The organism is Mycoplana rhizolycopersici (assembly GCF_013378445.1).
GTDB lineage: Bacteria > Pseudomonadota > Alphaproteobacteria > Rhizobiales > Rhizobiaceae > Mycoplana > Mycoplana rhizolycopersici.
The window spans coordinates 20,937-35,722 of the sequence record NZ_JABXYK010000012.1 but is presented as its reverse complement, the minus strand read 5'-3'; the positions used below and the strand labels follow the sequence as shown (position 1 = coordinate 35,722).

The following is a 14,786-nucleotide window of genomic DNA, read 5'->3' as shown; positions in this document are numbered from 1 at the left end:
CATGAATGCCACCAACAAATCCGCCGGGGCCTCCATCGACATCCGAAAGGCCTCCAAGCGGTACGGCAAGTTCGTCGCCTTGCGCGACCTCGATCTCAGCATCCGGCCCGGCGAGTTCATGACGCTGCTGGGCCCCAGCGGATCGGGCAAGACCACGACCTTGAACCTGATTGCCGGCTTCACCGAGGTCAGCTCCGGCAGCCTGGAGATCGGCGGCAAGAGCGTGCTCGGCCTGCCTTCGCACAAGCGCAACATCGGCGTTGTCTTCCAGCACTATGCCCTGTTCCCGCATATGAGCGTCGGCCGGAACGTCGCCTACCCGCTGACGCTGCGCGGCATCAGCGGGGCCGAGCGCGAGGGCAAGGTTCGTCACGCGCTGGACATGGTGAAGATGGCCGACTTCGCCCACCGCTATCCGAACGAACTCTCCGGCGGCCAGCAGCAACGCGTCGCGCTTGCCCGCGCGCTGGTATTCGACCCGCCGCTGCTATTGATGGACGAACCGCTCGGCGCGCTCGACAAGAAGCTGCGCGAATGGCTGCAGCTGGAGATCAAGCGCATCCATCGCGAGCTCGGCACCACCTTCGTCTACGTCACGCACGATCAGGAAGAGGCGCTCGTGCTGTCCGACCGCATCGCCGTGTTCAACGGCGGCCAGGTGGAGCAGATTGGAACCGGACGCGAGCTGTACGACAACCCGGCCACCCTTTTCGTCGGACGGTTCATCGGGGAATCGACCGTATTGCGCGGCAAGGCCGATATCGTCGGCGGCGACACGGTGGTGTCGATCGCCGGGACCAAAATCGTCGCAAGCGGGAAGATTTCCGGGCAGGCGGCACCGGTGATCCTGCTGCGGCCGGAGCGTGCCGTGCTGCATCGACCCGGCACCGGGGTCGTCGACGGCGAGAACCGCCTGAGCGGGATTGTCGAGGAGGCGATCTATGTCGGTTCGGGCTCGAAGTACGACATTCGCCTGAAGGACGGCACGACCGCCGTCGTGCGTAGCCCCCTCGGCGCGCCCGAATTTGCCATCGGCGATACCGCCGAGATCGTATTCCGGCCCGGCGACGTCACGCTCCTTGCCGACGACGCCAGCGCCGACATCACTCTGACCTGATACACGGATCCTTTCCATGCAAGCCAAGACCAACGGCAACATCTCGTTCTGGTATGCCGACATCGGCGGCCTGCCGGCCAGGCGCCCCTCCCTGCCCGGAGACCGCGAAGCGGACGTCTGCATCATCGGGGCCGGCTACACCGGCCTGTGGACCGCCTACTACCTGAAGCAGGCCGACCCGCGGCTGAACATCGTCGTGGTCGAGCGGGAATTCGCCGGCTTCGGCGGCTCCGGGCGCAACGGCGGCTGGTTGTCCGGCGGCTTCAGCTGGTCTCGCGAGAAGTACCTCAAGACGTCCAGCCGCGGCGCCGTGGTCGACATGCAGAGCGCCATGGCGGGAACGGTGGACGAGGTGATCCGCGTCGCAACGGCAGAGGGCATCGACGCCGACATCCTGCGCACCGACAACCTCACGGTCGCGACCAATGCGGCACAGCTGGAGCGCGCCCGCGAGGAATACCAGTTCTATCTCGATTGGCAGATGCCGCGCGAAAGGATCGACATGCTGTCGGCGGCGGAAGCTTCGCGGCGGATCCGGATCGCCGACGTCAAGGGCGCCTTCGTCATTCGCGACATGGCCCGCGTCCAGCCGGCCAAGCTGGTGCGTGGCCTTGCCGATGCGGTTGAGCGCCTGGGCGTGACGATCTACGAGGGCACCGAGGTGACCGCCTTCGAAAAGGGACGCGTCACGACGGCATCCGGCACGGTTCGTGCTCCCGTCGTCATCCGTGCCACCGAGGGTTTCACCGCCAGCCTGCCCGGACATGAGCGGACGTGGCTGCCGCTCAACAGCGCCCAGATCGTCACCGAGCCGGTGCCGGAAGAACTATGGAAGGACATCGGCTGGGAGGGGCACGAGCTGCTCGGCAACGCCGCCCATGCCTACTGCTACGCGCAGCGCACCCGCGAAGGCCGCATCACCATGGGCGGTCGCGGCGTGCCCTATCGCTACGGCTCGGCAACGGACGTCAACGGCCAGACGCAGCAGGCGACGATCGACCAGCTCCACCGGATCCTGACCCGCCTCCTGCCGCAGACGAAAAAGCTGCGGATCGAACATGCCTGGTGCGGCGTCCTCGGCGTGCCGCGCGACTGGTGCACGACGGCCGGCTTCGATCCCGCGACCGGCATCGGCTGGGCCGGCGGCTATGTCGGCCTCGGCGTTTCGAGCTCGAACCTGGCCGGTCGCACCCTTGCCGATCTCGTGCTGAAGCGCGACACGGAACTGGTCCGCCTGCCCTGGGTCAACCGCACGGTGCGCAAATGGGAACCTGAGCCGCTGCGCTGGCTCGGCGTGCACTCCATGTACCAGCTCTACCGGATCGCCGACGAACGCGAGGAGGCCGGCCTGCCGACGACGTCGAAGCTTGCCGTCCTGGCCGACAGGATCACGGGACACTGATGTTCACGACACTGATGCTCACACTGGCACGTGCGGCCGCGCCGCACCACAGCCTTGCAAGACGGGACAAATTGCAATGATCAGCTTAGAAAACTTCGGCGAACTTGTAAGCCTTGACCTCGGCCCCTTCGCGCCCAAGCCGACCTCGATCGAAGGGGAGCAGAAGGAAGCTGCAAAGGCGCTTTGGACGAGCGCCGAGGGCAAGTTGGAAACCGGCGTCTGGGAATGCACGCCCGGCCGGTTCACCGCCGACCGCAGCGAGAACGCGGAGATCTGCCACTTGCTGACGGGCCGCGTCACGCTGCACAATGCCGATGGCACGAGCCGGGAAATCCGCGCCGGCGAGATGTTCTTGCTGCCGCTCGGCTGGCGCGGCGAGTGGACGATCCACGAGCAGACGCGAAAGATCTACACGATGGTCGCAAAGGGGACCTGAGGCCAGGTTCTCCCGCACCCGCGATATGGCCGAGCGCTCGGCGCCATTCTCATGCCTTGCCGGGCGCGGCAGCCGAATTTCCCGACGATTGCGGGCGCTGCATCAATCGCCCCGCCATCCTGGCAAGGGTATCGTCTCGCCCGATGAAATGATGAACGAGCGCCACAGCGACGTGGCCGGCGATCAGGCAGAGAAGTAGCCAGGCCAGCGTTCCGTGCAGGGCGTTGGCCGGTGCCGTCAGCCAGTCGACCCTCACGCCGGTGGAGGGAACGATCTGCACGCCCCAGAGGCTCCAGCCCTTGCCGTTGCCATAGTTCCTGAGCAGCGCCAGTGCCGGGACGGCAAACATCAGCAGATAGAGCCCGGCGTGCCCCGCAAGCGCCGCCCGGCCAGCCCATCCCGCCGCGTGCACCGGCCGCCGGTGGCGGTTGGCGAATGCCCAGAGGGCGCGGATGCTAACGAAAACGATCGTCAGTGCACCGGCCGTGCCGTGTCCCGGTCCATAGGACGAGATCGTCTTCAACAGATCGGAGCCGTCGAAGACACGCCAGGACAGGATCATGGCAAACTGCCAGATCAGCAGGTAGGCCATTCCCCAATGCAACACGCGGCTGACAAGACCATAGCGGGCAGGACAATCCATCCAGATATTGGACGAGCGCGTCACTTCCTGCTTTTTCATGCGACTTTCCTGAACAGTTTCGACATCGCCTGTCCCGCCGTTCAGTGCTGGTTCCGGCCATCAATGCAAAATCAGCGGCGCCGTCCAGCCGCCATGTTCGGGCTGCCTAACCTGCGTCGAGACATTTGTCGAGACCCGGCGCGACAAGGCCTCACACCGGTTCTCGACCGGAACGGCACGACGAAGCGGCATCCGGTCCGAAGCGCCGCGCGATGCTAGTAACGGCATGATCGCGCGGCAAATACGTGGCGAAACCTCAAAGGCCGACGCGGTTGATCGCAGTCAGCTGCATCGTGACCGCCGCAACTTCTTCTCCCTTCCGGCCCTCGTCCCAGCCGAGCGCCGCTGCGGCAACGGATGCGATTTCGTCGAGGCCCGCAGCCGTCAGCCTGCCTTCGATCGCAAGCGTGGTCCGGCGCATGACGATGTCTGCCAGATGCTCGACCATCTCGTTGCGCGCGATCCAGTCGATCTCGGCGCGGCCATAGCCTTCGACATGCGCGAGCGCCACGTCTCCCGTTGCCGCGATATGGGCGAGGACGGCATCAGCCGTTGTCCCGTAGCGGCCGAGAAGCGCATCGACGCGGGCTGTGGACAAGCCGCTTTTCGCCGACCGTTGCGAGACCCATGCACGCCGGGCCGCTTCATCCACCGGAAAGCCGCGTCCGCCGCCGATCGGCAGCATCTGCGTGCTTTTTCTGCGGTTTCTTCCCATGCGGGACAGGATCGTGTCGGCCACTTCCTCGGCAAAGCCGCGGAACGTCGTCCACTTGCCGCCGACGAGCGAGATGACGGAAAACGGCCGTCCCTCGACCGGCTCCGCCACCGGCGCCGAGTGGTCGCGGCTGATCAGGCCCGGCTGGCTGGCATCCGAGGCAGGGAGCGGACGGATGCCGCTATAGGCATAGACGATCTGGTTGCGATCGAAATCCAGCTTCGGCAGAAGCGAGCGCAGGCTTGCGATGAAATAATCGATCTCGTCCTCCTCGCAGCGCACCGTGTCCGGATTGTCCGCCTTGATGTCGGTCGAACCGACGAGCGCGAGGCCGAGAAAGTCGTAGACGAGGCAGATGCGCCCGTCGTCGGCCTCGAAATAGATCATGCGGCCCTTGAGGCTTTTGACCAGTTCCGGGTGCTTCAGCAGGATGTGCGAGCCCTTCGTGCCGCCGATCAGCTTGCCGGGGACGCCGAGCGTCGCGTTGACATGGTCGATCCATGGGCCGGCCCCGTTGACCACGATGCCGGCACGCACCTGTCGCTCGCCGCCGCGCGGGTCACGCAAACGGAGCACGCCGTCTTCCTGCCCGAGCAAAGTCGTGCCGTTCGTGGCGCCGGAGGCCGGGCTGGCGTCGAGACCGTCGCGCACCAGTTCCCAGACGAGCCGTTCCGGCCGGCTGATCTTGGCGTCGTAGTAGATGCCGCCCGCGACGATGCGCGGCGTGATTTCCGGCATTTCTTCGAGCGCCTTGCGGCGGAAGAAGAACTGATGCTTCGGCATCACGCGGTGACGCGCCCCATAGAGATCGTAGAGGGCGAGCCCGATCTTGATCAGCACCGCCCCGCGGCTGCGTGGCGCCGTCGTCGAGCCGAGCAGCGTGCGCAACGCCGCCCATGCGCCCTTCGCCAGCGAAAAGGAGGGAATGAAGGTCGGCAGCGGTTCGACGCAATGCGGCGCGTTGCGCAGCAGCAGGTTGCGTTCCAGCGTCGATTGCGCGACGAGGCCCAGTTCGCCGGTTTCCAGGTACTTGATGCCGCCGTGGATGAGGCGCGACGGCGCGGCACTGGTGCCGGAACCGAAATCGGCCTTGTCGACGATCAGGCATTTCAGGCCTTGCAGGCAGAGGTCCCGAAAAAGGCCCGCCCCGTTGATCCCCGCGCCAAGGATGATGACGTCGAAGGTCTCGACCGCATCGGCTGTCATGTCCGTCATGTGGGTATTCCTGTTACATCTCGGCATCGCCGAGACGTCGCAGCCTCGGCCAGAGCGGTTTCATGGCCTCGGCGAGGTCGAGGAAGACCCGGTATTTCTCGTCATAGGCGCGCTGCCGGTCGGGATCCGGCTGATGAGTGGTCTCGATCGACGCAAGATCGCGGGGATCGTCGGTGGGGGAGGCAAAGAGACCGGCGCCCGCCCCGGCGCATAGCGCAGCCCCCCAGGCGGCCGCTTCCTCCGTCCGTGTCGCGGTGACCGGCAGGCCGAGGATATCGGCGAAGAGGCCGGCCATGGCGGGGTTGCGCGACACGCCGCCGGTCAGGCGTGCAGATGTCGGCGCAAAGCCGTCGCGCAGGGCATCGACATGGACGCGGTGGTTGAAGGCGATCCCTTCCAGCACCGCGCGAACCATATCGCCCCGGTCGTGCCAGGCATTGAGCCCGTAGAAACCGGCGCTCGATGCGCCGGCAAACGGAGAACCGAAGAGATAGGGATGGAAGAAGACGCTCGACGGGCGCTGACGTGCGGCCTCGAACTCCCTGCCGACGATCGCATGGATGCTCTCGCCGGACGTCTCCGCCTGCTGCGCAGCGCCCGCACAGAACTGTTCGATGAACCAGTCGTAGTTGGCGGTCGAGGCTGGCGAGATGGACATGTTGTTCCACTCGCCGGGCAGGATGCCGTTGCGGCAGAACCAGCGGCCATCGACCTTCGGCGCCGGCGAAACCGTCTCGTTGATCGAGTAGGTACCCGCTATGACGGCGACGACGCCCTCGCCGTAGCCGCCCATTCCGAGCGCAGACGCCGTGACGTCATGAAGGCCGGCCATGACCGGCGTGCCCTCGACGAGCCCGGTCAGGCGCGCGGTCTCCGCCGTCACCCCGCCGACGACGTCGGTCGAGGCGGACATCGGCGGCTGCCGTCCGGCGAGCCGGTCCAGTCCGAAGAGACGGAACGCTTCTTCGGCATAGTCCTGCGTGCGGACATCGGTGAAGGAGGTGCTGGCTTCCGTCCGGTCCGTGCCCACCGTGCCGCAGAGGCAGAAGCGCAGCCAGTCCTTTGACGCGATGAAATGGGCGATGCGTTCATAGCGCTCCGGCTGGTTATCGCGGATCCAGCGGAGAATGGCGGACGGTGCCGAGGCGTGCGGCCGCTGGCCGGTCAACTCCAGCGAGCGGGCGCCGACCTCGCCCTCGTTCCAGGCATCGGCAATGGCGCCGGCGCGCGTGTCGAGCGAGACGATGGCGGGGCCGAGCGGCCTCTTGTCTTCGTCAAGGAGATAGATGCCGTCGCCATGGGCCGTGGCGGCGATCGCAACGATATCGGAGGCCGGACGGCCGCAGGCGGCAACCGCCTCCCGGATGGCGTCCGCCGTGGCGGCCCACAGGTCGTCCATGTCGCGCTCGACGTGCTGCGGTGCTGGTATCAACTGGGGGACGCGCCGCCGCGCAATGGAAAGGACCGTGCCGTCCGCGTCGAAGATGACGGCCTTTGTCACCGTCAGGCCGCTGTCTATACCCATGATGCAGGGCATCGTTGTCTCCATTCTCAAGCGAAGGAGAAATGGCACCCGACATCAGGATATCCGCAGCAGCGGGCTCCTCAGCCGGACCGTTCTCCGTCCGCCACAATGACGTTGATCCCCTTCGAGCGCATGCGCGACAGGTGGGAGATCGGGATATCCTCGTCGACGATTACAGCGTCGAATTCCTGGAGCGTCGCGAAGTGGTGCAGCGCGCGCCGCTCGAATTTGGTGTGGTCCGCCAGAAGCACGCGCCTTGCGGCGCTTTCGAACATCGCCCGCTTGGTTTCGACGGTGTCCGGCGACTGGTGATAGACGACGTCGTCCACGATCGCCGAGAGGGACATGAAGACCGTGTCGGCGCGCAGGCGGCGGATCTCGTTGGTGGTGATGTGCCCCATGAAGGCATTGCACCAGTGGTGGAACTGCCCGCCGAGGCCGATCAGGTTGAGATCGCTCACCTCCTTCAGCTCGTTGATGAGGACGAGCGAATTGGTGATGACCGTCAAGGGCACCTTTACCGGCAGAAACCGGGTCATCTCGTGGACGGTCGTGGCATCGTCCATGAAGATCGCCTGCCCCGGCTCCACGAACTGCATCGCCGCTTCGGCGATCGCCTTTTTCTCCTTGGCCTGCTTCGTCGCCCGATAGACGTCGGAGGATTCGATGAGGCTCGTGGGTGCTGCGGAAACGATGCCCCGCGTCTTGCGGAAGAGACCGCGACTGACGAGCTCGTCGACATCCCGGTGCGCCGTCATCAGGCTGATGCCGAAACGCTCGGTCAGGTCCTCGATACGGATCGAGCCCTCGGCGATAACCGTTTCGGCGATCATCTGGCGACGCGCAAGCTGGCGCGCGTGCCGGCTGTCGCTCGGCAGCCCTTCCGAAAGCAAATCCTTGACGTCGACTTTCCTGTTCACGGGAGACCCTGCCATGCTTCGAGGTGAGAGTTTTCGTATCTCGTATCGGGCGGCAAGGAAAATGCCAAGCTGGCCCGGGGGTTAGCCCAAGGCCCGCGAATCGGGAGCGCCCGGAGGGCGCTCCCGGACTTGATTACTCGCTCAGGACGAACGGAGCGGTATACTTGTCGACATTGTCCTTGGTGATCAGCAGGCAATCGAAGAGCTGCTTTTCGGTTTCGACACCGGTGCTGCCCGTCTTGATCACGTTGTCGGCCTGCTTCACGGCCGCTTCCGAGAAGACGGCGACCGGCTGCAGAACGGTGTATTGCAGTTCACCGGCCTTGATGGCGGCGACAGCGTCCGGAGAACCATCGAAACCGCCGACCTTCACCTGTTCGAGCTTGCCGGCTTCCTTGAGCGCGGCAATGGCACCCAGCGCCATTTCGTCGTTGCCGCTGATGACGCCGATGATGTCGGGGTTGGCCTGCAGCAGGGACTGCATCTTGGCGTGGCCCTTGGTGCGATCCCAGTCGGCCACTTCGCGGCCAACCTTCTCGAGGTCCGGATACTGGGTCAGGACGGTCTCATAGCCGTTCGAGCGGGTTGCCGCGTTGTTGTCGGCCGGCGCACCAAAAAGCTCGACATACTTGCCCTTGTCGCCGACTGCCTCGACCCACTGCTGTGCGCCGATTGCGGCACCCTGGGCGTTGTTCGAGACCAGCTGCGCCTTGGCGAGGCCTTCCTGGTTGATCTCGGCGTTGACGAGAAGCACCGGAATGCCTGCAGCGACGGCCTTCTTGACGGCGCCGACCGAACCATCGGCGTTTGCCGGGTCGAGGATGATCGCGACCGACTTGTTGGTGATCGCGGTGTCGATCAGGTTGCTCTCGGTGTTGGTGTCACCCTTGTGGGCGGCAACATTGGCGGTGTAGCCGAGCTTTTCGGCGGTTGCCTTGGCCACTTCGCCTTCCGTGTACCAGTAGGGGTTGGACGGATCGTTGACGATGATCGTCATCAGACCTTCCGCCCAGGCGGTGCTGAACAGCAGCGGCACGACGGCGGTTGCAGCGAAGAGTACACGCATTCCTTTTTTGATCATGGTCTCACTCCCATTGTTGAGTTCGGTTGCGCCGGCTTTCGGCGATACTTTCCGCTGCCGGGCCAATCGGTGGTCCGCCTCTCCCGGTCGCGGTCAGTTCCAGTCGGTCGCCGCTTGGTTAGCGGCGAGCGTATTTGATGCTGTTCAGGAGAACGGCGGTGACGATCACGGCGCCGGTGAAAACCGTCTGCCAGTAGGCGGAGACGCCGATGATCACGAGGCCGTCCGAAAGGAAGCCGATCACGAAGGCGCCAAGCATGGTTCCGATCACCGTGCCGCGGCCGCCCGTCAAAGCGGCGCCACCGATGACCACGGCGGCAATCGCCGTCAGTTCGTAGGTCGTGCCGGCCGTCGGTCCCGCGGACGTCAGCTGCGAGGACAGCACCAGGCCGGCGACGGCCGCGCAGATGCCGGAAAGCACGTATACGGCAATCTTCACGCGCCGGACCGGCACGCCCGAGAGTTCCGCCGCACGCTCGTTGCCGCCCGATGCGTAGAGCCAGCGGCCGAAAGCCGTGCGCGTCAGAAGGATGTGGCAGACGACCGCGAAGGCGAGAAGCACGATGACGCCGATCGGAACGCCGCCGAGGCGGTTGAAGCCGAGCCAGTCGAAGCCGGTGTTGCCGAGCTCCGGACGGCCGCCGAGATTGTTGTAGGTCAGGCCGTTGGTCATCAGGAGCGCGATGCCGCGGGCGACATAGAGCACGCCGAGCGTGGCAACGAAGGCGGGCACGCGCAGATAGGCGATCAGCACGCCGTTGACCGCGCCGACAACGGCACCGAGCAGGCAGGTCAGGATCACCACGACCCAGACGGACGGATAGAGGATCACGCCCAGTTGCGGCAGCACCACGCCCTGCATGAGGAAGCCCGCGACCACGCCGGCAAGGCCGAGCGTCGATCCGACGGAAAGGTCGATGCCGCCGTTGAGGATGACGAGCAGCATGCCGATGGCGAGCAGGCCGAAGATCGCGACATGCGAGGCCATGATCAGGAAGTTGCTGACCGTGAAATAGTTCGGCGACATCAAGGAGAAGACGACGACGATGGCGATCAGCGCGAAGAAGGCGCGCCCTTCGAACAGAAGCTCGACAAGGCTCTTCTTGCGCTTGCTGCCGTTCGCCGCTGCCTTGGTGTCGATTGCGGGTGTGACTGACATTGCTCGGCGCTCCTAATGGGCATGCACGGCTTCGCCGGAGGCGGCCATGATCTGTTCCTTGGTCACGTCGGGACCGAATTCTGCGGAGATGCGGCCGCGCCGCATGACGATGATGCGGTGGGCGATGCTGATGCACTCGCCGACCTCGGATGTGGTGTAGACGACGGCCAGCCCCTGCTTCGCCCGTTCGGCAAGCAGCTTGAAGACTTCCGCCTTGGCGCCGATGTCGATGCCGCGGCTCGGCTCGTCGAGCAGGATGACCTCGGGATTGGTCGCCAGCATCTTGCCGATGACCACCTTCTGCTGGTTGCCGCCGGAGAGCGAACCGATCGCGGCATCGCCGCCGTCGGTCTTGATGTGAACCTTGCGGATCGCATCGCCCACCAGATCGAGTTCGCGTGCGGCAGACGTGAACAGCCCGCGCGTGAAGGCGCCGAGGCTGGCGAGCGAGAGGTTGCGACCGACCGTCATGGTCTGGACGAGGCCGTCACGCTGGCGGTCTTCCGGCACGAGCACGAGACCGTCGCGAATGCAGCCGGCGATCGACTGGCCGGTGACGTCCCTGCCCTTCAGCTTGACGCTGCCGGACGATGGCTTCAGGCGGCCTGCGACAGTCTCGAGCAGTTCCGTGCGGCCCGCCCCCATGAGGCCGTAGATGCAGACGATTTCGCCAGCGCGCACCGAAAGCGAAAGCCCGTCGACGACCGAGTAGTCGGCTCCACCGGGATCCGGCACAGTCAGGCCCTCGATCGAAAGCGCGACATCGCCCTTGTCGTAGCCGGACGGCGGCGAGCCGAGGTCGAAGTTTTCGCCGACCATGTGGCGGACGATCCATTCGAGGTCGATGTCCTTGCGCTCGGCATAGGCCGTCATGGTGCCGTCGCGCAGGACGACGGCATGATTGGTGATCTGCAAGGCCTCTTCGAGGTGGTGGGAGATGTAGACGATCGACACGCCGCGGTTGGTGAGGTCACGGATGACCTTGAACAGCACGTCGACTTCCGAGGCTGACAGCGCCGAGGTCGGCTCGTCCATGATCAGGATGCGCGAATTGACCGAGAGGGCCCGGGCGATCTCCACGATCTGCTGCTGGCCGAGGCGCAGGTCCTCGACGGGTGTAAGAGGATCGATGTCCTCTTCCAGCTCCTCCATCAGCAGGCGCGTCTGGCGCTCTTCCTCGGCGAAGTCCACGCCCGTGGCCGTCATGATCTCTCGCCCCATGAAGATGTTGTCGCGAACGTTCATGTTCGGCGCGAGACTGAGTTCCTGATGGATGATGGAGATCCCGCGGTCGCGTGCTTGGGAGGATGACGCGAAAGCGATCGCTTCTCCATCGAGAACGATCTCGCCCGACGTGGGCTGCACCACGCCGGAGAGGATTTTCATCAGCGTCGACTTGCCGGCGCCGTTCTCGCCGAACAACGTCGTCACCTGGCCGCGATGAATGTCGAAATTGACGCCCTTGAGGGCATGGACGTTGCCGTAGGACTTCGCCACGTTGCGCGCGGCGAGTACGACTTCGCCCTTCTGAGCGGTTTCGGCGAGCGCGCTCATTGGACGTCGATCCTCACCGGCGTGACGATCCAGCTCTTCGGATTGACCAGCTTGAAGACACCGACGACGGAAACAGTCTTGCCTGTCAGCGCCGCCGGATCGATGCTGCCGAGAACGGCCTTCTTGACCTCGTTGTTGATGGCGGATCCGGCGTCCTGGTACTCGATCTGGTTCTTGAACTGGCCGAACTCGATCTGCCCGGTCGCATCGCGCAGATCGGTGCCGTTGAGGGCCGGGCCGGTCTGCACGCGCACGGTCAGTTCGGCCGGAAGGCCTTCGACGGCGACGACGTTGTAGTTCGCCTTGCGCTCGCCGACGACGCCGGTGAACTTGACCGGGAAGACGGGACCGGTGGAAGTGGCGACACCGTACTTCTCGCCCGCCGCCTTCTTGTCGGCGGCGATCGCCTGCGCCAGCTCGACCGCATCGGCAGCACGGTTTTCCACATCCTGCTTGATGACCGGGAACTGCTCGGAGCCGAAGGTTTCCGGTGAGAACTTCTGCACCTGGACGTCATCTTCGGAGCCGATACGCACGATTTTCGTGTCGAAGGCCATGGCACCGACGAGGATGACGGCGGCGGCGATGCCGATCCAGCGATAGCTGCGCGCGGACTGGGGCGATTTCGAGAGCGTGGCGTCAGTCATTTCGGTTGGCCTTGCGGTTGGATGATGGAAGCCTCAGCGGGAACGCGCGCGAAGAGGCGGCGACCGGAATTTGCCGAAAGAACTGCCTGCGGCGCATTCGCCGGGCATCGATGGCTTCCAAACAGAACATGTCATGATGTCCTCCCCATGAACGACGCCGGCCAGATCTCCTCACCTGCCTTGCGCTGCATTGCACACATCTTCGCGTTTGCGATATCTGCGTGTTATATGTCCCAGTATATATGTTATCTTAACACAGCCTGTCAATGGACCTTTTTTGCCATCTCGATTGCGCGACGCCCTCCTTCAATCACAATTTCGTAATGCCGGAGAGAAAAGGGAGCAACCGGATGGGCCACGCTTTTCTCAGCAGACGTCAACAGAGAAGCAGCATCGAGATTTCTTCAAGCCACTAATTAACATGGGAAAAATGCAAGAAGAGATACCCATCGACGCACCACCTCGCCCTCAAGATGGCCTGGAAGCGGCAGCAGCAAGACCCCGCGAACGCCGCACAATTCCCTCCCCGCATCGCCCGCTCTATAATCCATCTTACCTGAAAAAAAATTCTTGGTGCGAAAATTTTTTCGAGACACGCGATAACTTTGTGTTATGTTCTTGCGTGACGTACGGGAGGTTTATCGTGGCTTCTTCAGGCTGGCCGGGATGCCAGGCCCGAAAATCACCCGTATTGCCGAAGAGACCATCGGGAGGATCCAATGCCCTGTTTCGAGAAAGGCGAAGCGACGAAAGCCGCCGCGGGAGCTGCAGGTTCGCGCCATGGCTGAGGCCGCAGACCTGATCATCGGCATCGATGCCGGCACGTCCGTCATGAAGGCGGTCGCCTTCACGCTTTCCGGCCGCCAGATCGCCAGCGCCTCCGTGCGCAACACCTACCAATCCGGTGAAGACGGCTCCGTCACCCAATCGCTCGACCAGACCTGGCTCGACTGCACGCGCGCTCTGCGCGGGCTCGCCGAAAAGGTCGAGCGCCTCGCCGATCGCACCGCCGCCATTGCCGTCACCGGCCAGGGCGACGGCACCTGGCTCGTCGGCGCCGGCAATCGACCGGCCGGCGATGCCTGGCTCTGGCTCGATGCCCGGGCGGCGCCGACCGTCGAACGCCTTGCCGCGTCCGATGGCGATCGCGCCCGGTTCGCTGCGACCGGCACGGGCCTCAACACCTGCCAGCAGGGCACCCAGCTGGCCCATATGGATCGGTATTTCCCGGATCTGCTCGCCGGCGCTGAAACGGCGATGCACTGCAAGGACTGGCTCTACCTGAACCTGACCGGCGTCCGCGCCACCGATCCGTCCGAAGTGAGCTTCACCTTCGGCAATTTCCGCACCCGCGACTATGACAGCGACGTGCTGGCAGCGCTCGGCCTCAGCCATCGCCGCAACCTGCTGCCGGAGGTCATCGAGGGCACGCAGACCGTCCACCCGCTGACGACGGAGGCGGCTGCCGCCTCGGGCCTCAAACCCGGCACGCCCGTCTGCCTCGGCTATGTCGACATGTGCATGACGGCGCTCGGCGCAGGCGTGCGCAGCGAAGGCCGCAATGCCGCCTGCTCCGCCATCGGTTCGACGGGCGTGCATCTCCTGGCAAAGCCCGTCTCCGACGTCGTGCTGAACGCCGAGCGCACCGGCTATGTCATTGCGCTGCCGATCCCAGGCATCGTCACCCAGGTGCAGACGAACATGGGCGCAACGATCAACCTCGACTGGCTGCTCCAGCTTGGCGCCGACCTGCTCGGCGAGTTCGGCGTCACCGTCGGGCTCAACGACATGATCGGCCGCGTCGACCAGTGGTTTGCCATGAGCAAGCCGGGCAACATCCTCTACCACCCCTATATTTCCGAGGCTGGCGAGCGCGGCCCCTTCGTCAACGCCCGCGCCCGTGCCAACTTCACCGGCCTTGCCAGCCGCCACCGCTATCCGGACCTCGTGCGCGCCGTCGTCGAGGGCCTCGGCATGGCAACGCGCGATTGCTACGCCGCGATGGGCGCCCTGCCGTCGGAGCTGCGCGTCAGCGGCGGTGCTGCCCGCTCCGCCTCGCTGCGTGGTGCGCTTGGCGCCGCACTCGGCGCGCCGGTCCGCGTCAGCACGCGGGAGGAGGCGGGTGCTGCCGGCGCCTCGATGATGGCCGCGGTCGCCATCGGCGCCTACCGCACGATGGATGACTGCATCGCCGATTGGGTCACGCCTGAGCTTGGCGCAGCCGAGCAGCCGAAGCCCGCAGACACCGAACGCATGACGCGCCTGTTTTCGGCCTATTCGGAGGTGCGCCAGGGGATCGCGCCCGCCTGGGACATCCTGGCCGCACGCTGAAG

At 64.9% G+C, this 14,786-nt stretch carries 12 protein-coding genes; 4 read left to right on the top strand and 8 right to left on the bottom strand.

Going from position 1 to position 14,786, the window contains the following annotated elements; genetic code table 11:
• The first annotated feature begins 1 nt into the window (after position 1).
• From HV823_RS18510 to HV823_RS18500, 3 genes are all read left to right on the top strand, one after another.
• Positions 2-1,117 carry an ABC transporter ATP-binding protein gene (locus tag HV823_RS18510; protein WP_176951223.1) on the top strand — a complete coding sequence of 372 codons (1,116 nt, stop codon included), beginning with the start codon at positions 2-4 and terminating at the stop codon, positions 1,115-1,117.
• A gap of 16 nt (positions 1,118-1,133) precedes the next feature.
• The gene (locus tag HV823_RS18505) at positions 1,134-2,519 is read left to right on the top strand and encodes an NAD(P)/FAD-dependent oxidoreductase (protein ID WP_176951222.1); all 1,386 of its coding nucleotides are present in this window, start codon (positions 1,134-1,136) and stop codon (positions 2,517-2,519) included.
• Between the two features lie 76 nt (positions 2,520-2,595).
• Entirely contained in the window at positions 2,596-2,955 is a 360-nt protein-coding gene (locus HV823_RS18500; protein WP_176951221.1) for a cupin domain-containing protein, read from the top strand.
• Positions 2,956-3,004: 49 nt separating this feature from the next.
• On the opposite strand, the gene HV823_RS18495 is transcribed toward HV823_RS18500, so the two are convergent.
• From HV823_RS18495 to HV823_RS18460, 8 genes are all read right to left on the bottom strand, one after another.
• Positions 3,005-3,637: a cytochrome b gene (locus HV823_RS18495; protein ID WP_210270857.1), complete on the bottom strand. Its 633-nt coding sequence runs from the start codon at positions 3,635-3,637 to the stop codon at positions 3,005-3,007.
• Between the two features lie 256 nt (positions 3,638-3,893).
• A complete protein-coding gene (locus HV823_RS18490) occupies positions 3,894-5,567 on the bottom strand; it encodes a glycerol-3-phosphate dehydrogenase/oxidase (protein ID WP_246301694.1) in 1,674 nt (557 codons plus the stop codon).
• Between the two features lie 13 nt (positions 5,568-5,580).
• Positions 5,581-7,104 (bottom strand): FGGY-family carbohydrate kinase, encoded by a 1,524-nt coding sequence (locus HV823_RS18485; RefSeq protein WP_176951219.1) that lies wholly within the window; start codon positions 7,102-7,104, stop codon positions 5,581-5,583.
• Positions 7,105-7,172: 68 nt separating this feature from the next.
• Positions 7,173-8,027, bottom strand: a complete 855-nt coding sequence (locus HV823_RS18480) for a DeoR/GlpR family DNA-binding transcription regulator (RefSeq protein WP_176951218.1) — start codon at positions 8,025-8,027, stop codon at positions 7,173-7,175.
• Positions 8,028-8,145: 118 nt separating this feature from the next.
• Positions 8,146-9,093 (bottom strand): D-ribose ABC transporter substrate-binding protein, encoded by a 948-nt coding sequence (locus HV823_RS18475; protein ID WP_176951217.1) that lies wholly within the window; start codon positions 9,091-9,093, stop codon positions 8,146-8,148.
• 118 nt (positions 9,094-9,211) lie between these two features.
• A complete protein-coding gene (locus HV823_RS18470) occupies positions 9,212-10,252 on the bottom strand; it encodes an ABC transporter permease (protein WP_176951216.1) in 1,041 nt (346 codons plus the stop codon).
• Between the two features lie 12 nt (positions 10,253-10,264).
• Positions 10,265-11,806: a sugar ABC transporter ATP-binding protein gene (locus HV823_RS18465; RefSeq protein ID WP_176951215.1), complete on the bottom strand. Its 1,542-nt coding sequence runs from the start codon at positions 11,804-11,806 to the stop codon at positions 10,265-10,267.
• Complete coding sequence (locus tag HV823_RS18460) at positions 11,803-12,453, bottom strand: DUF2291 family protein (protein WP_176951214.1); 651 nt, start codon at positions 12,451-12,453, stop codon at positions 11,803-11,805. Before HV823_RS18460 ends, HV823_RS18465 begins: the two co-directional genes overlap by 4 nt.
• 780 nt (positions 12,454-13,233) lie before the next feature.
• On the opposite strand from HV823_RS18460, the gene HV823_RS18455 reads away from it, so the two are divergent.
• Complete coding sequence (locus tag HV823_RS18455; protein ID WP_176951213.1) at positions 13,234-14,784, top strand: FGGY-family carbohydrate kinase; 1,551 nt, start codon at positions 13,234-13,236, stop codon at positions 14,782-14,784.
• Positions 14,785-14,786 lie beyond the last annotated feature (2 nt).